Raw genomic sequence first — 18578 nt, 5'->3', positions numbered from 1 at the left:
ACAACCTCCGGAGCAGTTCCTCGGGCAATCCGTCCAGGCTTGGGACGCCCGTAGGCAGAGCATCGAGGAGATCGGGCGCCTGACGCACCGGCGGTATCCTCTCCAGATCACGCAGCTGCGCCACCTTGTCGGCTTTCTGGCTGGCCAGCGCGGCCGTACGCTCCTGAATGTCGCGAGCGAGGTCACCTGTAGGATCGTCAGTGGTCTCCAGGGTGGTGATGAGGCGGGCTCTGCGCGCATCGAGGTCCTCGATGAGGCGCTGCAGCGCCCTGCAACCTTGAGCGTGTGCGTCGACCTCTCGCTCGCTGGCCTGGATGAGGGCGCTGCTCAGGCGGGCCTTTCGAGCCGGGCCGAAGACGTTGCGGGCGAAGTACTCGGTGATGCCCTCCATCAGGCGGTCTTCGCGCACGTAGACGGTCGGAGGATGCCCTTCGGGCCGGTAGCCACGCGCGGGCAGACAGGTGTAGTAGGCGGTCTCCCGGCGTGTCTTCCCCGGCAGGCCCGCCGTCGGGGCGTCGACGGTGGCTGGCTGGCCGGGTGCTCCTGGTGCTCGCGTTGATCTTGGTGGTCGTGGGCGTGCTGTGGTTCTTCCTGGCCGATCCGCTGGACCTGCCCGACAAGACGCTGGAGGCGCTGGACAAGCGGGCCAGTGTGATCAGCATGCTGGCCGCCCTGGTCTTCGGGTCGGTCGGCTGGTGGCTGCAGCGGCGGTCGACGGCCGTGGGGAGCCGGGGGCGCCTTCGGTCTCCACCAGCGGTGAGAACGCGCCCGCGGTCGGCACGATGTCCGGCGGGCTGCTGGCCGGCACGGTGAACGGGCCGGTCAGCACGCGCGAGCGTGCGCCGGCCATCAGCGGCGACGTCCACACGTTGATCACCGGAGACGTGCAAGAGGCGCGCCGCCCGCCGCTGCCGCCGTCGGCCGGGGTGGCCGACCCGTCCGGGCTGCTGGGGCTGCCGCGCCGCCCGGCCTCGTGGTTCGTCGGACGGCAGGAGGCGTGGCAGGAACTGGCGACCACGCTGGAATCAGGCACTGGCACGGGGGTGATCAGCCAGGCCGTGGTTGGGCTGGGCGGGGTCGGCAAGAGCGAGCTGGCGTTGCAGTACGCCTTCGCCCGCCGCCTGGACTACGACCTGGTGTGGTGGATCGACGCCGACAGCCCGGCCCAGATCCAGGCCGGGCTGGCTCGCGCGCTGGTGGCCGGGACCGACTCGGTCGCCGCCGCCCAGGCCTCGCCGGAGGAGGCCGCCGCCTGGGCTCTTGCCTGGCTGGCCGGCCGTGCCGGCTGGCTGCTGATCTTCGACAACGTCGAAGAGCCCCCGCACCTCGAGCCGCACCTGGCCCGGCTGACGAGCGGGCATGTGCTGATCACCACCCGGCGCGACGTCGGCTGGCAGCGCCTGGGTGTCACGCCGCTGCGGCTGGACACCCTGCCCCGCCAAGCGTCCATCCGGTTGCTGGGCGACCTGATCGGCCCGCCGCACGCCGCCCACGCCGCTGCCCTGGACGAGCTGGCCGCCGAGCTGGGGGACCTGCCGCTGGCGCTGACCCAGGCGGGCGCCTACATCGCCGCTACGCCGCGCTGCACCCCGGCCGGCTACCTGCCGCTGCTGCGGCAGGTGCCGAGCGCATGCTCGCCACCGCCGCAGCCGGAGGGAACGCCGAACGCGTGGTGGCCAAGGCATGGCAGGTCAGCCGCACCCGCGTTGCCGAGCAGAACCCGCTGGCCGAAGCTCTGCTGCGGTTGCTGGCCTGCTACGCCCCCGACCACCTGCCCGCCACCGTCCTGGCCGGCGCGGCCGACGACGAGCAGGCGGTCAACGAGGCCCTGGCGCTGCTGGCTTCCTACAGCCTCATCACCCTCACCACCCACCCCACCGACCCGACCCCTACGGCCGCGAACCCCGACGCCGACGATCACGAGCATGTGGACGATCAGGAGAGCGTGAGCATCCACCGGCTCACCCAAGCGGTCATCTGGCACCAGCTCACCACCACCCAGCGCGACCAGACCCGCACTTACGCCGCCGACCTGCTGGACTGGGCGCTGCCCGCCGATCCCCGAGCCCGCGCGAACTGGCCCCGCTACCTCCGGCTACTCCCGCACGCCCGCGCCGTCACCCCACCCGGCTCGCACACTATGCACAAGGTCATCGACTTCGCCGATGCCAGCGGAGACTACGCCACCGCCAAGACCCTGCAACAGGCCCGCTACACCGCCCAGGCCGAAGCCCTCGGGCCCGAGCACCGCGAGACGCTGATTGCCCGCGCCAACCTCGCCTCCTGGACGGGCCGCGCGGGGGGAGGCGGCGATCGCCCGCGACATGTACGCCGAGCTGCTGCCCGTCCGCGAACGCGTTCTTGGCCTCGGCCATCCAGACACGCTGAACGCCCGCGCAGGCCTCGCCCGCTGGAGTGATCAGGCTGGTGCTTAACCTTCTTGCCGATCTGCCGGTCAGGTGAAGATGCGTTCGACGATCTCGGCTTGTTCGGTGGTGCCGGCGCGGAAGTAGCGGGCGGAGGTGTCGAGAGAGGCATGACCGAGGAGGGCTTGGATCTGGGCGAGGTCGGCGCCGCCTTCGCGTAGCCGGGTGGCGTAGGTGTGGCTCAGCCGGTGCGGACGCCGCCCGGTCAGGCCGGCGGAGTCGCCGACGGCCAGGACGGCCTGGGTGATGCCGGACAGGGTGAGCGGGCCGCGCTGGCCTTCCCACAGCGGCCCGCCGTGGGTGCCGCGCTCGTCCAGCCACGCGGCCAGCTGCCGGCGGGCGGCCGGTGGCAGCGCGATGGTGCGGACTTCGTCGCCTTTGCCGTGCAGGCGCAGCTGCCCGGTCCGCGCGGTCAGCTGCACGTCGGCCACCTGCAGGCGAGCGCATTCCTCGACGCGGGCGCCGCCGTACAGCATCGTCGCCACGATCGCCCGGTCGCGGGCGCCGCGGCGGGCGGCGGCGCGCTCGACGCGGCCCTGCTGCGCGGCGGTGAGGGCGTCGGGCTCGCCCGGCCTGGGCAGCCGGGCGGGTTGACCTCGATGCGCAGCCCGGACTGGGCATACAGCAGCTTGACCGCGGCCAGCGCCTGGTTGATCGAGGCGGGCGAGGCCTTGCCCTGCACGAGGTGCCGGCGCCAGCCGGTGACCGCGGCCTCGGCGCCGACAGTGTCGGTGAAGGCGTTGTCGTGCCCGGCGGCCTCGGCCGTCCCGGTCAGCCAGGCGGTGTAGGCGGAGCTTGCCGCTTGTAGGCCTTGACCGTGTTGGCCGCCAGCTTGCACCGATCGAGGTGCCGATACGCGGCGGCGAGCGCCTGCTCGGCGGCCGTGGCGAGGCCGGCGGCGGGCCGGATCGGGGTGACGGACGCGCCCATGCTCACGCCCCCTCCCGGCCGTCGGCCGGATCAGCCGGGTCAGCAGGCCGCAGGGGATCGGCCGCCTCGGGTGCTGTCTCGGGTTGAGGGCGGCCGGCCAGGGCGTCACGGGCCTGCTCCTCGGCCGCCCAGGCGGTGCCGACCTGACCGAGCACGGCCCCGGTGTGCTCGAGTCGCGCCTGCAGCAGCCGCTGGGCTTCGGCGATCAGGGCGGGGGAGCGGCGCCGGAAGTCGGCCCACGTACGGTCCTGGGCCTCGGCCGCCGCGGCGATCCGGTCCGCCGCCCCGCTCTCCTGGGCGGCGCGCATCTCGTCGTCGGCCCGCCGTACCCGCTCCACAGGGCCTGGGGCTCGGCGGCGATCTCGGCGTGGTGGGATCGGGTCACGACGTGCTCGGCCTGACCGATCACCTGCAGCTCGGCCAGCGCCTGATGCTCGGCGTCGGCGGCGTCCAGCAGGCCGTCGATCTCACGCTGGCCGGTGCGATGGGCCGGCGTTTCCTCCCTCACCCGGCACCCTTCTTTATTATCCGCTGAGTTTCGCCCTTGGTTCTGGAGCTCCCAGACCGTCATTATCCGCTGAGACCGAGCGCGCGCCTCCAGGATTCCGCAGACCGCAGTGACTGCTGCGGAACGCACTAGATCGATAACTGTCGGTGTCGGCTTCTAGGGTTCCGATCATGGAAACCTCGCCGAGCTCGCCAGCTCTGTCACCTTCTTCGCCGCCCGGGGAAGTCTCACCCTGGTATCGGCCGCTCCCGAAACCGGGATGAGCCCCGAGGTCCTTTTGGATCACCAGGCTATGGACCTGCCCGCTTTCCTCGCCCTGGCGGGCCGACGTGGCGGCGGCCTGATCTACATGAGCGCCGCGCCGTTCGACCCGACCCAGCCGCACGATGTCGACGACCCGCCCGCCCACCTGGTGCAGCACGCGGGCAAGGTCGGTAGCGTAGACGTGGCGTCCATGGCGGGCGGCTTGCTCCACCTCTGGCAGCAGGCCACCCCCTGGTCCCAGGAGTGGCAACAGTTGAACGGCCAGGGCCGGACGCGGGCCTACCTGAGCCGGGGCAACGATGACGAGGACGAGCCGCTGTCGGAGGAGGCCCAGACGCAGATGGTCACCGAGGCGGTCGATCTCCTGCTGGCCGACCCCGAGTTCCAGCAGACCAAGGCCGCCTCGGCGCGCAGGCCGATCACCACCCGCTTCCCGCTCTCCCATGCCGACGGACTGCACGCCCCCACCCACATCCGCGACGAACTCCTCGCGCGAGCCATGCACCTGCGCAAGACCGGCACCCTCGGGGTAACCCGCGCGAACACCCAAGACCAGAGCGAAGCGCTCTTCACCGACATCTGACCGCAGGGATGCGGCGGGCGTCGTCGTTGAGACGGCGGCGGACGGCTCGAGTCCGGAGGTCGGAACGCGCGTTGTCACCTGGGGTTCGGCCGGTGCCTGGGCGCAGCTACGCGCGGTGGATACTGCCAAGAGCTACTGGCGTCCGCGGCGGAGGACCCGGAACGCATCCACCGCGTGTTTCGCGCCTTCGACCAAGGGACCGCCTTCCTGAGCGGGCTCCGCACTCTGGTGGACGCTCTCGCTCGTCCCGGCCGCGACTGATCCGATCGTCGGGACCTGCGGCACTCAGCCGTGGTCGAAGGTCTGGGCGATGACCAGGCAGGCGAACGCCGCCAACGCGAGTGCGCTTCGGACGAGGTGCAGACCCAGCCACTGCCGGCGGGTCTCTTCCCAGCCGTCGGGCAGGAGGTCGGGATCCCAGCCATCCACGACCCGGTTGAGCGAATCCAGGCCCGACAAGGTGAGGACCACGGTGAGGGTCACCATGATCAGGGCCGCCGCGACGAGGCCGAACACGAACCATCCGCGCCGCCACGACCAGGCCGCCACAACGACCAGGGCAGCGATGCCGGCCAACAGCAGCGGCGGCATGGCCCGGCCATAGTCAGTGTTGAGCGCCTGCCAGTACCGGACGTACGCGGGTCCCGGCAGGCGTGCCACGGATGGGGCGAGCACCACGAACACCACGCCGCCCGCGTACAGGCCGACCAGCAGCAGCGCGACCACCCTGGACGCGGCGTACACCACGGACACGGCACACCCTCCTCCGACACATGTTAACTAGAGGCACACATTTTCATTAGATGCCTATACAGTCAATATGTCTCTGGAATCATGGTGCCCGATGACTGAGCAGAGCAAGCGCCGCCCGTACACCAGCTCCCTACGCCAGGAGCAGGCCGAGGCCACGCGGCGGAAGATCGCGGACGCGGCGCGGAAACTGATGATCGGGAAGGGCTACGCAGACACGACCATGGCCGAGGTCGCCCGCGAGGCCGGCGTGGCACTCCAGACGCTGTACACGTCCTCCCCCGGCGGCAAGCCCGCCCTGGCCAAGCTCGTCTACGACATCACCTTGGCCGGCGACGCCCGTCCCCTGCCGCAGAGCGGCCGCCCCGAGGTCCAGGCGATCATCGACGAGCCGGACCCCGTGCGCAAGCTGGCCGGGTACGCCACGATGGCCACCGGCATCCTCCGGCGCGTCCAGCCCGTGCACCGCGTCCTGCGCGCGGCCGCCGCCGCCTCCCCGGCTGACGCGGGACTCCGGGAAGTCCTGGCCGACATCGAACACGAGAGGCTGAAGGGCAGCCACGCGCCGGCCCGCCACCTGCACAAGCTCGGCGCCCTGCGGCCGGGCCTCACGCCTGCCGAAGCGGCCGCGCAGATCTACGTCCTCACCTCGACGGAGAACTTCGAGAAGCTGACCGAGGTCTGCGGGTGGACCGAGGCCGCGTACGAGGAATGGCTCGCCTGGATCCTCGCGACCACCCTGCTCCACCCCTGACGACCGACCGGCCACCCGCCCCGGCTCGCGTCGTATGCGGTAAGCCCACACACGTCGTACGCGGGCCGGAGGTACTGCGCCCAGGGCGCGCCTCCGCCGACAGAACCCCCGATGAGCATGAAGTTGAGCCGCAATCGCTGCATCGCTGGATGGGCCCGGAGGTGCCGCAGGGGTCTCCCGTGTAGCCCGCGTAGCCGTCCTCGAGGCCGGTGGGGTCGATGCCGGTGAGGGGGAATGCGTTCGCGTAGGTGTGGCGATTGGCCTGGACTGACGGGTTGGGGGTGAGGGTGACGGTATCGCGACTGGTGAAGGCGCCGGTGCCAGGCTGGTACCAGCAGGCGTGCATGTTGGTCTTGCCGGTGCCGGGGTCGGTGTATTCGGTTGGCAGCCGAGATTCTTTGTGGGCACCGGTCCGTTCGGTGACGGTTCCGAGCGGGTCATAGGCGGCGGTGGTGGTCAACGTGCTGCCGGTGAAGGTGGCGACGAGAACGCCGTGCAGGTCGTCAGCGTGCCGACCGCTGCGTCGGTGCCTTCTTACTGGCCCATCGGCGCTGAGTACCACTGCCCGCCGCGGCCCCTCGGCGCGAGCGCTTGAGGTCGTAGGGGTGGCGTCAAAGGCTGGGTGGTCCTGCCTCGTTGCACTTCCTGCGGCTGCTCTTTCTACGGCCGACTGCCAGTCAGCCGGTGATGCCGACGGCGATTAGTGTGCCGATAGCGGAGATGATCCAGCCTGCCGGGTCCATCTGAGCTCCTCTCTGGGCAAGGTTTCTACAGCCTCGTGCTGCCAGGAGGCGATGGCGCGTTGGAAGTCCTCTGCCAACCCGAAGAAGCACCAGCTCAAACCACGTGAACGAGTTTCGGCGCGGGGGTCAGAGGGCGGGCTGTCAGGGGAGGAAACCGCCATCTCCCCACGATGACGACTCCCGGCCGGAAACCCGCCTGCTGTAGCGAACCCGTAACCCAGCAGCATCCACTCCAGCCGGGGCCGGCGGCGAAGCGAGGGTGTCATCGGGCCGATAGATGATCCCGACCACCATCACGACCACTACATTCAGTAACTGACCGTCACCTTACGTGTGCTCGACGGGATCGGCATGCCCCACCCCCCGCAACGCCACGCCCCGCCCTCAGCAAGGCCCTCATCGGCGCGCTCCTGGCCTCCGCTGTTCTGCTGCTGCCCGCCGCTCAGCCCGGTACGGCCCACGCCGCCACCCTCACCACTACGGCGTCCGCGGCCGCGCCGGTGCAAGGCCCGCTGCTATCGGAGGCGGTCGCCGCGCTCCCGATCGCCGCCGAGCAGCGCGCCGGCTACGACCGCGACCTGTACCGGCACTGGATCGACGCCGACGGCGACCGATGCTCGACCCGCGCCGAAGTGCTGCTGGAGGAAGCCGTCACCCCGCCGCAGACCGACGCCTCCTGCCGCCTGACCGGCGGAACCTGGCACAGCTACCCGACACGATCAGACCGTCTAAGGCGCCGCAGGCCTCGACGTCGACCACCCTCGTCCCGCTGGCCGAGGCCCACGACTCCGGCGTCCACGCCTGGAACGCCGAGCGGCACCGCGACTACGCCAACGACCTGACCGACCCCTGGCACCTCGTCGCCGTCACCGCCCGATCCAACCGGCAAAAAGCCGACCAGGACGTCGCCACCTGGATGCCACCCCACCAGCCCGCCCACTGCCGCTACGCAGCCAAATGGGTCGCCATCAAAAGCCGCTGGCACCTCACCATCGACACCGCCGAACAGCAGGCCCTGACCGCCCTCGGCACCGAATGCCCCACCCAGCACCTGCCCGACCAGGCCGACCCCGATAACCCCGGCCCGAACACCTTGTCGGCCGACGAGCTTCGGCGCTGCCGCCGGCCAACAGGGCAAGGGATCCGGCGACCGCGCTGTAGCGGATGCCGTACAGAACCAGTGCACTGTCCCCTGCCGGGTTACGACCCAGCGGCTACGGAGCGTACAGGCATTCGTTTCGTTCCGTCGCGCTCTGAGCCCCGATGCTTAGTGCTGGTGAGCTCGGTCGTCAATCCTCGTTGGCGGAGGCTTCGACGGGGTCGGCGAGATCGACCAGGCGCAGCGCCAGTTGGGCCATGCCGCTGTCTGTCTTCAGGGCGGCGTGGGCTGAGGAGCGGTCGCGAGGTATGAATCGATCCGCTAGGACGGCGTGTGAGCACACCCGGGACACCGCCCAGTGCGTCGTTGAATCGAGACGCACCGGCGAGGTCACTCGGGGCGTGAACGACTGGCTGCGAGCACCCGCTCGAGCCACTTGGTCCGCGTCTCACGCGTGCGAATCGAGACGGCGCCGCAGGCTGTCTGCTGGCGGGGATCTGGGTGCCGCGTGTGCTGGACGACGATCGTCATCGGACGCAGCGTGGCAGATGTACCTCGATGCGGGTTCCCTGCCCATCTGGGCTGTCGATGCGGATGCGGCCGCGGTGCGCATCGACGATGGCCGCCACGATGGCCAAGCCGAGCCCGCTGCCGCCGCTCGCCCGGCTACGGCTTTTGTCAGCCCGGTAGAAGCGGTCGAACACGTACGGCAGGACCTCATCAGGAATGCCCGGCCCCTGGTCGGTCACTCGTAGCACCACTTCATCGCCTTCCGGGGCCAAATCGAGGTGGCAGGAGATGCCGGGGTTGGTGTGCATGCGCACGTTGCCGAGCAGGTTGCCGACGAGTTGGCTGAGCTGCTCCTCGTCGCCTACGAGCGTGATGCGTTCGTGGATGTCCCAGGTCAGCGGCCGCCCCGGCTCGACCGCGGCGGCGTCGCGGCAGCAGTCCAGGACGACGCTGGTCAGGTCGAAGGCATGGAAGTCGGTCTCGTGTTCTTGGTCGAAGCGGGCGAGCTGAAGCAGCGACTGCACCAACCTGGCCATGCGCCGCACCTCGGCGTGCATCCGCTCGACCGCGTCCCGCTTGGCGACGGCGTCCGGCAGAGCCTCGCTGAGGTAGAGCTCCGCGTAGGCGCGGATGGACTGGAGCGGGGTGCGCAGTTCGTGAGAGGCGTCGGCGACGAACTGCCGCAGCCGGCCTTCGGAGGTGTCGCGCCCCTCGAAGGCGGCCTGGATCTGGTCGAGCATGCGGTCCAGTGCGGCGGCCAGGCGGCCGACCTCGGTTCGGGTGCTCAGCGGCGGTTCGCCGGACCGGCTCAGACGATAGGTGAGGTCTCCAGCGGCGATGAGGTCCGCCGTACGCGCCGCGCTCTCCAGCGGACGCAGCTCGCGGCGCACGATCCAGGCGCTGAGCAAACCCAGGATGGTGACTCCGAGCACTTCGACGATGACGACGACGGCGACCATGGTGTGGACGGCGTCCTCGGTCTCGTCCAGGCTCAGCCCGATCACCCCCACGTGCCCGCCAGTGAGCAGGGTGGTCATTACCCGGTAGCTGCGCGCCGCGCCCGGACCGGTGCCTGGCACGGTCACCCGTTCTCCCGGGGCGGGAAGCGGCAGGGCGAGCGCCGGGCCGGGGCCGCGGGGCATTCTGCCCGGCTCCAGGACGGCGAGGTAGAGACTGCCGAAGGAGGTGCGCTCGGGAGGGATCAGCCGGCCGGGAAGGTCGTGCTCGATGGTGGCCAGCGCGCGCAGGCCGGAAACGGTGGTGGCAAGCTGGGCGTCCACCCGCTGGTGCAGCGAGCCGATCAGGACAACGAGCGTGGCCGAGCCGGTCACCGCAAGCACCAGCACGCACAAACCGACCACCAATACGGTCAGGCGGAGCCGCAACGGTTGCCGGGCTGGACGGCTCATGACGCGGCGGGCTGCAGGCAGTAGCCGACGCCTCTGCGCGTGTGGATCAGCGGCGGCCCCAACGTGTCGATCTTGCGGCGTAGATAGCTGATGTAGGTGGCCACCACGGTGTCATCGCCGCCGAAGTGGTAACTCCAGACGTGCTCCAGTAGCTGAGCCCGGGTCAGTACCCGTCCCGCGTGCAACATCAGGTAGCGCAACAGCCGGTATTCGGTGGGCGACAGCTCGATCGGCACATCGCCGCGCCGTACCGTGTAGCTCCTGGTGTCCAGCGCCAGGTCGTCCACCCGGAGCACGTAGTCGTCGGGCTGCCGTCCCCGCACGCGGCGCAGCACCGCATCCACCCGCGCGGCGACCTCGTCCAGGCCGAACGGCTTAGCGATGTAGTCGTCACCGCCCGCAGCCAGCCCGGTGACCACGTCCTTGCGGCTGGCCCGCGCGGTCAGGAACACCACTGCGACCTCAAGACCGTCGGCGCGGATACGGCGCAGCACTTCGAAGCCGTCCAAGTCGGGCAGCATCACGTCGAGCAGGATCAGCTCCGGCATGAACATGCGAGCCGCAGTGAGCGCCTGCAGCGCGGTAGTGGCGGTACGCACCTCGTGCCCGATGTGGCGCAGGAAGCGGGAGACGGCGTCCACGATGGCGGGTTCGTCGTCCGCCACGAGCAGCCTGGCCGCTCTGACCGGCGGGTCCGCTGGTTCGAGAATGATGCTTCTCCTCGCGATGGGGATCGATCCTCGCGCAGCGGCGCGCCTTCATGGGAGTTGCATGTGAAAGGTCTGCCGCGAAGACCGTCGGGCGCCGTCCGGCACCATGCTTGGAACGGCAGCAGCCCCAGCCTGGCCGCCTGCCTGTGATCCAGTCACCCGCCTTGGAGCGTATCTTGTCCACCTTGCTGTCGCCTGGGCCGGTTTGCCTACCGGCGCGTACGGCACATCTCCGGCACCTGGGTACTCGTCCCGGGCAGGTCGCCCCGAACGCTGACAGGAGATGGTAGATGACCAACCGCGCCGACGCGCAATCCTTCGACCGGATCGCCCAGGAGTACGAGCGATTGCACGAGCTTCAGGGCGACAACCTTGGGAAGTGGCTGCCAGAACTCCTGTCAGCCGGCGGCCGACGGGCGCTGGACCTGGGCTGCGGCACTGGCAAGCACACGCTGGTCCTCGCTGAGCGGTTCGCGCACGTTGACGCCGTCGACCTTTCCAGTCCGATGATCGACCTGGCTCAGGCCAAACGCGCCCGGGACAACATCACCTACCGGCAAGCAGATCTTCTCAACGTCGGGGACATGGGCCACTACGACCTCGTACTCAGTGTCGCGACCTTGCACCACGTTCCTGACCTGCGGGCCGCCTTGCACCACATCGAAACGCTGGTCGCACCCGGCGGGCGAGCCGTGCTCGTCGACACCGTCTCGCCACGACCCGCCAACCCGCGTTGGTGGCTCTACGGAGGCGCGGTACGCAAGCTCCTTCGCAACCTCGTCCGGCGGAACCAGGCGCAGGCGTGGGAGATCTTCCGGCTGTCCACCGGAGCATGGCTGGATCATCGGGTCAGCGACCGCTACCTCAGCCGGGAACAGTTCGAGCGGATCTACCGAGAGGTCTTCCCCACCGCCCGTTTCCGTAATGTGGGCCCGCACGCCATGATCTGGGACGCGCCTGAGACCGCAGATCCGGCTCCACGTTCATGATCACACGAAAGGGCGCCGTCGGACGGACAGGCCTGCCACGCGAGCACTGGAATGGGTGCATGGGCGCTACGATGACCGGCCGTTGATCACTTTGGAGGTTCAAGTGGCATTTCGGGTGCTATGCGTGCATGCGCATCCAGACGACGAGGCGATCTGGACCGGTGGAACTTTGGCCAAATACGCCGATGAGGGCGCCAGGACCGCCGTCGTCACGTGCACGTGGGCCCAGGGAACCCAACGGGCCGCAGAGCTGGAGCGTTCCCTGGACATCCTCGGCGCCGGCAAACCGAGGTTGCTCGGCTACGCCGACGCCCGCAAGCCCGAATCCGCGTCCGGCAGCCCGCGTTTTCTGGACGTGCCGCTCAACGAGGCGGTGGGCCGGGTCGTTGAGCACATCAGGGAGTTCAGGCCTGATGTCGTGCTCACCTATGACGGCTACGGCTCATACGGAAATCCGGATCACGTGCAGGTACATCGGGTGACCATGGCCGCGGTCGAAGCGGCGGGGTACGACCAGCTCTACCGAGGTCTGGGCGATCCCTGGCGGCCGCGCGCCCTCTACCTGGCGACCATCCCGCGGTCCGTCGTAGTGTCACAGTGGCAAGCGGTGTTCGGAACGTTTCCTGAACCGGACCAGAAGCTGCCAGGCGTCCCCGACGCGCAGGTCACCACCCACCTCGACGTCGGACGGTGGTCCGAGCGCAAGTGGGCGGCCATGCATGCGCATGAATCTGAGGTCGGGCGTGGTGCGTCGATGACCTTGCTCACGTCACTGCCGGAACAGGCACGCGCTCAGATGCTGACGAACGAGTGGTATCGACGCGTCTCCTACACCGGCGCCCCGCAGACCACCCTCTCGGACTCTTGAGCGCTTGAGGCGACCACACCCGGTAGCCACGCGAAGCCGCACATCAAGCCGCCAACCCCCACGCCGGGGCCGGTCAGCCAGGATGCCGGGATATCGCCATGTCCCTCATCCGTGATGACGCGCTCATCCTCATCCTGGATATCCGCGCACGCCGTTCTTGCTTGGCTACTGCGGGCCTGCTTCCGGCTCTTGCCGCTCCTTGGCGGGGTTCGGGGAGGATATCGGCCGGTCGGCGTGCGGGAGCGGTTGTTCGGGGTCGGTGGCCAGGTCGCCGTTCTCTGCGCGGGTCATCGCGGCGATCGCCTGGTCCCGGCTGTAGGTGCCGGGCCGCCACGACAGCACCCATCGGCCGCGAGGTTCGGCTTTGGCCACCTGCTTGCAGCGGTCGCTGGTGATCCACTCCTTGTCGAAGTGCAGTGTCATGGCCCCAGGGTAGGCAATCCGATGCAGAAACGATCAAGGCTGGTGTGCGTGATGGTGCGGCCGCTCACGCGGTGGTGCGCAGGTGATGCAGGCCGCGTCCAGGCTGTCGTGCAGGGGCAGGAACTGATCGAGGCCGGTCAGCCAGATGACGCGCAGCCGGTGGGGGTCGGCGCTGATGACCGCCAGCCGGCCGCCGTTGTCCCGGAGGCGGTTGGTGGCCTCGATCAGCAGGGACAGGCCGCTGGAGTCCAGGAAGGTCACCGCCGCCAAGTCGATGATCAGACACAGGCCGGGCTGCGTCGTCAGGTGGAAGATCTCGGCGTGCAGCGGCGGCAGGGTGGAGGCGTCGATCTCGCCGTCGACGGTCACGACGGTGACGCCGCCGGCCTCGCTCAGCGCGTATTCCACGCCAACCTCCCAGATGATCCACACCAACCCTGAGGCAATCCCATTCAGCCCACGACGGTCACCGGAGAGCGGTCCTTCCAGGCCGGTGTGTCCCAGCTCAGCCCCGACCTGGTCCTGGTCGCCGAGATCCTTGGCCATGCCCGCCCGGAGACCACCCGCCGGTACAGCTTGCCCTCCGACAAGGACAAGGAAGACGCACTCAAACTGATCACGGTTGACCGCTGATCGTACGCATGCCTGTGGGAACGGTCGTCAAGATCGACTCATGGCCGGGTTCCCATGTATCTCGGCTGGACCCGGGCACCGTCCGATACAAAGGGTTGTTCCTGGAGGATCCGTTGGCGGTGCCGTGGCCGGTGGTGGACCATCTGGCCGCGCAGCTCAGGATTACTGATGCGTCTCTGCTCGGGTGCTATCGCGGGTGGGCGGCCCAGTTGCTGGCTGCGGGCGCGGGCGCAGAGCGGATCAGCCGGGGCCGGGCACGGTGGGGAGGATGATGCGTGAGGCCCGCTGCGTGTCGTGGAACACGGTGTTGTCGGCAATGACGTGTCGGCGTCGTGTGGCGAGCGGTTCGCCGGTGTTCGGGTTGACGTCGAAGCGCGGGTGGTTGGAGCTTGAGATGTCGAGGCGGATCCGATGGCCGGCCACGAAGAGGTTGCTCGTGGGATAGAGCGTGATCGTGACCTCGGTGATGTGGCCGGGGGGAAGCGGGCTCGGTGTGCCGCCGTCCCGGTACCTGAGCCGGATGATCGAATCGGTGAGGTTGAGGGCGTAGCCGCGAGGATAGCCCGCCGAGGGTGGGTAAAGGTCGATCAGCTTGGCGGAAAAGTCGGTGTCGGCCGCGGTGGTGGTGACCCACAACCGGACCTCGATCGGCCCAGTCACCTCGAGGTCGTCGATGAGCGGATCGGTCTGGAAGACCAGGACGTCAGCGCGTGCCGCGAGTGGCAGGTAGGGCGGCTGGCAACCGTACAGGTGCGCGGATTCGCGCTGGTCGAAGCCGCCCGGTTCGACGAGGTTCTGGATGCCCTCGAACAGGAATGTGTCCCAGGGGCCGGAGACCCCAGGTGGCAGGCCGGGCGCCTCAAACAGTGAGGACACGTTGCCGCCGATGGTCGGCACCGGGTCGGCCGGGTCGAACCGGTAGGTGGTCGAGGCTTCGTCCACCGCGGGCGGCTGAGGGCTGAGACCGCCGTCTTGGTGCAGGTAGTAGGGGATGTAGACAGTCCGCGCCAGTGGCCATTCGAACTCCTCACGCCATCGGCCGCCGTGACTGAGCCGGCCTTCCGGGCCGCGTGCTCCCGATCCCCCGCCCATCACGAAGATCCGCACCGGCGGATCATGGTCGGCGCCGTTGGGCCGCTTCTTGAGCCATCGGTCGTACCAGCGCAGGTGCGTACCGATGACGTCGATGGCCGCGTCCTGGCCGAACCACAGGTCGCCCGCAGACGTTTCCCCTGTCCTGTCGTGCGACCAGGGCCCCACGATCAGCTTGACAGGCCCGGTCTTGCTGGCGGACAGCCCCTCGAACAGCTCGAACGTGGCGCGCGTGTAGGAGTCGTACCAGCCGCCCATCAGCAGTGTGGGCGCATCGGTGAAACGGTCGAGGTGGGCGGCCGGATTGATGCCCGGGTTCGTCCAGAAGTCGTCGTTGTCCTCGTGGCTGAGCAGCGCGAACGCCAGCCGCTCATACGGCGGGACAAGAGCGAGCTGAGTGGCTCCGGGCCGGATCGGCCAGCGGCGTAGCCATTGCCCGAACGGTACCGGGTCCAGGTTGAGCGCGGCATCCACCCACGGCTGTGCCTTGAGCGCCGACTGGGTATTGCGTGCGGAATGCCAGAACATCCAGGCGATCCACCGCAGTTCCAGCGCACCACCGTGCCGGATCGAGCTGGTGTAGCCGTTGGCGCCGCTCTGGTTCGGCACGATCGCGGCCAGCCCTTCGGTGCCGGCGGCGGCCGTGGCCGTCTGCGTCCAGCCGACATAGGAGGTGCCCCAGGTGCCGACCTGAGGCATTGAAACTCTCGGCCGCCGCGTTGTCGGCGCTGGATCCGACCGCTCCCATCGACTGGACGACGCCCAGTTCGGCGCACAGGTCCGCGAACTGCTTGCTGCCGTAGTGCGCCCCATGCTCCGAATGGAAGACTGCCCCGTCCAGTCCGCCGCGATCCCGGGCGGCGGCTCGCAGCGCGTCGGCCACCAGCTCGGTGCGCATGTGGTCGGCGATCGACCAGCCCGCCAGCTTGCGCGAGCACAGATCGATCACCGTCGCCAGATACAGGTGCGTGCCGTCGGCGATGGGCAGACAGGCGATGTCGCCCACGTAGCGCCGGTTCGGCGCATCCGCGGAGAAGGCGCGCTGGAGCAGGTCGGCAACCTTGCGGCCGCAGGACTAGGGCACCGTGGTGCGGACCTTCCTGCTCAGGCGCACGCCCACGATGGCCAAGGCGCGCATGATGCGCTCGACCCGCTTGCGATTCACCAGGCGGCCCCGCTCACGCAGTTCCGCGGTGATGCGGGGCGCTCCGTAGGTACCGTCATGCTCGGCATGGATGGCCCGGATCTGTTCGGCGAGCGCCTGATCCCGGCGCTGCCGCTCGGCCCGTGCCGGCGCCGCCGACAGCCCGTGGTAGAGCTGAGCGGGCGACCCCGACGATCGGCCTCCACCGTCTCCAGCGACGCCTCACCGCCGCTGTCACCAGCTCCCGGCCTGCGACCCGACCGCCCTTCTTGGCCTACCCCTTTCAGGACGGCGTCCTCCTCCTGAAGACGTCCCCTACCCCAAAGTAACGCTGTGTAGTTGAACAGCCCGCTCAGCGGAGCGGCGGGAGGGTTACGGCTGCTGTTCTCTGGCCTCGGCCAGAGTGGTGCACGACGCCGGCCGAGACTTGACTCCGGTGGCGATGGTGCGGATGGATTCCCGGCGCACGCCAGGCGCGGCCGTAACACGACCAAGACACGGCGCGGACGGCGCGGGGACACCACCGGGCATCGTGGACGTCAGCGGGTGATCACGAGAAGGGGGAAGAGATGGCTCATGTCGGGTTGGGGATCGGCGTTCAGTGCTCCGCGGCGCTGTCGCTGTTGCGGGTGTCGCGATGCTGGTGATGGCCCAGAGCGGGGTGGCCGCGGCTGCTCCGGCGCGAGTAGGCAGCGTGCAGGAGGCGATGGAGGAGTTGGCCGGGTTGCGTCCACGGAAGTGGTTGTACGAGTTTGACCTGGTCACAAGCGTGGCAGCCGTGAAATGAGTACGGCCATCGCGTGATCCTTCAAGTGCGAACCAGAAGGAGATCAAAGCGATGACCGCAGACAACAGTGTCACGCCCGCGGCGTGGCTGGCGCAGCAGATCGAGACGAGCGATCCGGATCTGTTGCGATCCATGGTGAAGACCATGGCCGAAGCGTTGATGTCAGCCGAGGCCGACGCCCGCTGCGGTGCCGAGTACGGGCAGCGCAGCGACGAGCGCACCAACTCCCGCAACGGCTACCGCGTCCGGGAGTGGAACACCCGGGCCGGGACGGTCGAGCCGGCCATCCCGAAACTGCGCCAAGGCTCCTACTTCCCCGGCTGGCTGCTGGAACGCCGCCGCCGCGCCGAGCAGGCCCTGATCAGCGTGGTGGCCACCAGCTACCTGCTGGGCATCTCCACCCGACGAATCGACCGGCTGGTGGAGCAGCTCGGCATTAAGCAGATCTCCAAGAGCCAGGTCAGCCAGATGGCCAAGACATTGGATGCGCAGGTGGAAGCCTTCCGCACCCGCGCCCTGGACGGCGGACCCCACACCTTCCTGTGGCTGGACGCCCTGACCCAGAAGGTACGCGAGGGCGGCCGCATCATCAACGTGCACGCCCTGGTCGCCACCGCCGTCAACGCCAACGGCCAGCGCGAGATCCTCGGCCTGGAGGTCACCTCGGCCGAGGACGGCGCCGGCTGGCTGGCGTTCCTGCGCAGCCTGGTGGCCCGCGGCCTGTCCGGTGTTCAACTCGTCATCTCCGACGCACACGCCGGTCTGGTCGAAGCGGTAGCGCCTGTCTGCCCGGCGCGTCCTGGCAGCGGTGCCGCACCCACTACCTGCGCAACCTGCTCACCACTGTGCCGAAATCGGCGCAGCCATGGGTGGCCACCCTGGTCCGCACCATCTTCGACCAAGACACCCCCGAAGCTGTCGTCGCCCAGCACCAGTGGGTCATCGACACCCTGGAAGCCAAACACCCGGCCGCGGCCGATCACCTGGACCAGGCCCGGGCTGACCTCCTGGCCTTCGCCGGCTTCCCCCGCGAGATCTGGAAGCAGATCTGGTCCAACAACCCGCAAGAACGCCAGAACAAGGAGATCCGCCGCCGCACCGACGTCGTGGGCATCTTCCCCGACCGGCCCGCCATCATCCGACTGGTCGGCGCGGTGCCGGCCGAACAGACCGGTGAGTGGAGCGAGGCCCGCCGCTACATGGGGATCGAGGTGCTGGCCAAAGCCCGCCTCAGGCTGATCAATGATGACACACCGACCCCGCAGCTCCTGCCGGAGACCTCGACCGCTTAACCTGCAGATACAGGATCACGCGAAGATCGACTCATACACCACCACCGTGGACGTGACCGGAACCCCTAGAAGGCGTGGGACTGCGCCAGCGGCTGAGGGCCTCGGTCTGGTGGTTGCCGCCGTCGAGAGGCAGCGGTGAATCGGCTTGGCAAGGCCCATGGCGCGTGTTTACGTTTGATCATGACATTCAGGAAAGCCTGGGGACGTCTACCCCGTCTGGCCGTGTTAGCCGTGCTCCCCGCTTTCGCGGGACTGGCGTTGTCCCCCTCGCCCGCCCAAGCGGCCCAACCCGGCTACTCCTGCGCCACGCTGGAGACGGAGCCCAGCCCGCAGCAGCGCGTTTTCGCCACCGGCTGCACGCCGCTCAACGGAGCGCCGGACAACGGCCTGGTCAGGGAGGTCTTCATCTCCTGGCCCGGAGGCCGCATCCAATGCTTCACCGCGAGAGCGACGCGCGACGGGGCCTATGTGAGGGTCAGCGCCTCCCCGTGCGCATGAACGCCCCCGCCTAGGAGCTGTTCGGGGTTCGGATCATGTAGGTGAGGTGAGGAGTTTCAGCCACATGATCAAGCCTCGGAGGTGAAGTCCTGCCTCGTAGCTTTCCGGGGTCTTGTCATAGCGGGTTGCCAGGCCACGCCAGGTTTTGATCTTCTGGAAGCAGCGT

19 protein-coding genes and 3 pseudogenes are annotated in these 18578 nt (G+C 69.0%); 10 read left to right on the top strand and 12 right to left on the bottom strand.

Annotation, left to right across the window (positions count from 1 at the left end; translation table 11 throughout):
* The first annotated feature begins 546 nt into the window (after positions 1-546).
* From ACIBEJ_RS51735 to ACIBEJ_RS51725, 3 genes are read left to right on the top strand one after another with little or no spacing between them, the layout of a single operon-like run.
* Positions 547-813 (top strand): hypothetical protein, encoded by a 267-nt coding sequence (locus tag ACIBEJ_RS51735; protein ID WP_397190439.1) that lies wholly within the window; start codon positions 547-549, stop codon positions 811-813.
* Positions 783-1949, top strand: coding sequence for a hypothetical protein (locus tag ACIBEJ_RS51730; protein WP_397190438.1), 1167 nt, complete (start codon positions 783-785; stop codon positions 1947-1949). The genes ACIBEJ_RS51735 and ACIBEJ_RS51730 overlap by 31 nt, the downstream gene beginning before the upstream one ends.
* Positions 1946-2419, top strand: a complete 474-nt coding sequence (locus ACIBEJ_RS51725; protein ID WP_397190437.1) for a hypothetical protein — start codon at positions 1946-1948, stop codon at positions 2417-2419. The genes ACIBEJ_RS51730 and ACIBEJ_RS51725 overlap by 4 nt, the downstream gene beginning before the upstream one ends.
* Before the next feature lie 36 nt (positions 2420-2455).
* Here ACIBEJ_RS51725 and ACIBEJ_RS51720 read toward each other — a convergent pair whose 3' ends face one another.
* From ACIBEJ_RS51720 to ACIBEJ_RS51710, 3 genes are all read right to left on the bottom strand, one after another.
* Positions 2456-2902: a tyrosine-type recombinase/integrase gene (locus ACIBEJ_RS51720; protein WP_397190436.1), complete on the bottom strand. Its 447-nt coding sequence runs from the start codon at positions 2900-2902 to the stop codon at positions 2456-2458.
* Positions 2839-3264: a hypothetical protein gene (locus ACIBEJ_RS51715; RefSeq protein WP_397190435.1), complete on the bottom strand. Its 426-nt coding sequence runs from the start codon at positions 3262-3264 to the stop codon at positions 2839-2841. Before ACIBEJ_RS51715 ends, ACIBEJ_RS51720 begins: the two co-directional genes overlap by 64 nt.
* A 94-nt stretch (positions 3265-3358) precedes the next feature.
* A complete protein-coding gene (locus tag ACIBEJ_RS51710; protein WP_397190434.1) occupies positions 3359-3694 on the bottom strand; it encodes a hypothetical protein in 336 nt (111 codons plus the stop codon).
* A 50-nt stretch (positions 3695-3744) separates the two neighbouring features.
* On the opposite strand from ACIBEJ_RS51710, the gene ACIBEJ_RS51705 reads away from it, so the two are divergent.
* Together ACIBEJ_RS51705 and ACIBEJ_RS51700 are read left to right on the top strand one after the other, a co-directional pair.
* Entirely contained in the window at positions 3745-3891 is a 147-nt protein-coding gene (locus ACIBEJ_RS51705) for a hypothetical protein (RefSeq protein WP_397190433.1), read from the top strand.
* A 265-nt stretch (positions 3892-4156) separates the two neighbouring features.
* Entirely contained in the window at positions 4157-4711 is a 555-nt protein-coding gene (locus tag ACIBEJ_RS51700; RefSeq protein ID WP_397190432.1) for a hypothetical protein, read from the top strand.
* A gap of 285 nt (positions 4712-4996) precedes the next feature.
* Here the strand turns inward: ACIBEJ_RS51700 and ACIBEJ_RS51695 are convergent, their stop codons facing one another.
* Positions 4997-5464, bottom strand: a complete 468-nt coding sequence (locus ACIBEJ_RS51695; protein WP_397190431.1) for an anthrone oxygenase family protein — start codon at positions 5462-5464, stop codon at positions 4997-4999.
* A gap of 91 nt (positions 5465-5555) precedes the next feature.
* Between ACIBEJ_RS51695 and ACIBEJ_RS51690 the strand changes: the two genes are divergently transcribed.
* The gene (locus ACIBEJ_RS51690; RefSeq protein ID WP_397190430.1) at positions 5556-6215 is read left to right on the top strand and encodes a TetR/AcrR family transcriptional regulator; all 660 of its coding nucleotides are present in this window, start codon (positions 5556-5558) and stop codon (positions 6213-6215) included.
* Here ACIBEJ_RS51690 and ACIBEJ_RS51685 read toward each other — a convergent pair.
* The 3 genes from ACIBEJ_RS51685 to ACIBEJ_RS51675 form a co-directional block, all read right to left on the bottom strand.
* A complete protein-coding gene (locus tag ACIBEJ_RS51685; protein ID WP_397190429.1) occupies positions 6106-6777 on the bottom strand; it encodes an RHS repeat-associated core domain-containing protein in 672 nt (223 codons plus the stop codon). The two genes, ACIBEJ_RS51690 and ACIBEJ_RS51685, sit on opposite strands and share 110 nt — an antisense overlap.
* Positions 6778-8584: 1807 nt before the next feature.
* On the bottom strand, positions 8585-9913 hold the full coding sequence (locus ACIBEJ_RS51680) for a sensor histidine kinase (protein WP_397190428.1): 1329 nt from the start codon (positions 9911-9913) through the stop codon (positions 8585-8587).
* A gap of 59 nt (positions 9914-9972) precedes the next feature.
* Positions 9973-10641, bottom strand: a complete 669-nt coding sequence (locus tag ACIBEJ_RS51675; protein WP_397190427.1) for a response regulator transcription factor — start codon at positions 10639-10641, stop codon at positions 9973-9975.
* A 335-nt stretch (positions 10642-10976) separates the two neighbouring features.
* Here ACIBEJ_RS51675 and ACIBEJ_RS51670 point away from each other — a divergent pair, with 335 nt between their 5' ends.
* Together ACIBEJ_RS51670 and ACIBEJ_RS51665 are read left to right on the top strand one after the other, a co-directional pair.
* Positions 10977-11675, top strand: a complete 699-nt coding sequence (locus tag ACIBEJ_RS51670; RefSeq protein ID WP_397190426.1) for a class I SAM-dependent methyltransferase — start codon at positions 10977-10979, stop codon at positions 11673-11675.
* Between the two features lie 82 nt (positions 11676-11757).
* Positions 11758-12543: a PIG-L family deacetylase gene (locus ACIBEJ_RS51665; RefSeq protein ID WP_397190425.1), complete on the top strand. Its 786-nt coding sequence runs from the start codon at positions 11758-11760 to the stop codon at positions 12541-12543.
* Between the two features lie 165 nt (positions 12544-12708).
* Here the strand turns inward: ACIBEJ_RS51665 and ACIBEJ_RS51660 are convergent, their stop codons facing one another.
* The 4 genes and pseudogenes from ACIBEJ_RS51660 to ACIBEJ_RS51645 form a co-directional block, all read right to left on the bottom strand.
* Positions 12709-12966, bottom strand: coding sequence for a hypothetical protein (locus ACIBEJ_RS51660; RefSeq protein WP_397190424.1), 258 nt, complete (start codon positions 12964-12966; stop codon positions 12709-12711).
* Between the two features lie 33 nt (positions 12967-12999).
* Positions 13000-13512: an STAS domain-containing protein gene (locus ACIBEJ_RS51655; protein ID WP_397190423.1), complete on the bottom strand. Its 513-nt coding sequence runs from the start codon at positions 13510-13512 to the stop codon at positions 13000-13002.
* A 327-nt stretch (positions 13513-13839) separates the two neighbouring features.
* Complete coding sequence (locus ACIBEJ_RS51650; protein ID WP_397190422.1) at positions 13840-15390, bottom strand: CocE/NonD family hydrolase; 1551 nt, start codon at positions 15388-15390, stop codon at positions 13840-13842.
* Positions 15383-16006, bottom strand: a pseudogene (locus ACIBEJ_RS51645) (IS3 family transposase); the annotation flags it as partial. The gene ACIBEJ_RS51650 and the pseudogene ACIBEJ_RS51645, both read right to left, overlap by 8 nt.
* A gap of 667 nt (positions 16007-16673) precedes the next feature.
* On the opposite strand from ACIBEJ_RS51645, the pseudogene ACIBEJ_RS51640 reads away from it, so the two are divergent.
* Positions 16674-17914, top strand: a pseudogene (locus ACIBEJ_RS51640) (IS256 family transposase).
* A 222-nt stretch (positions 17915-18136) separates the two neighbouring features.
* Positions 18137-18412 carry a hypothetical protein gene (locus ACIBEJ_RS51635; RefSeq protein WP_397190421.1) on the top strand — a complete coding sequence of 92 codons (276 nt, stop codon included), beginning with the start codon at positions 18137-18139 and terminating at the stop codon, positions 18410-18412.
* 33 nt (positions 18413-18445) lie between these two features.
* Here ACIBEJ_RS51635 and ACIBEJ_RS51630 read toward each other — a convergent pair.
* Positions 18446-18578, bottom strand: a pseudogene (locus ACIBEJ_RS51630) (IS5/IS1182 family transposase); the annotation flags it as partial.

The sequence above is a fragment of the Nonomuraea sp. NPDC050790 genome, from assembly GCF_044456745.1.
Taxonomy (GTDB): domain Bacteria; phylum Actinomycetota; class Actinomycetes; order Streptosporangiales; family Streptosporangiaceae; genus Nonomuraea.
Note: the sequence above shows the minus strand (reverse complement) of the source record. Positions and strands in the feature narration are given on the sequence as shown.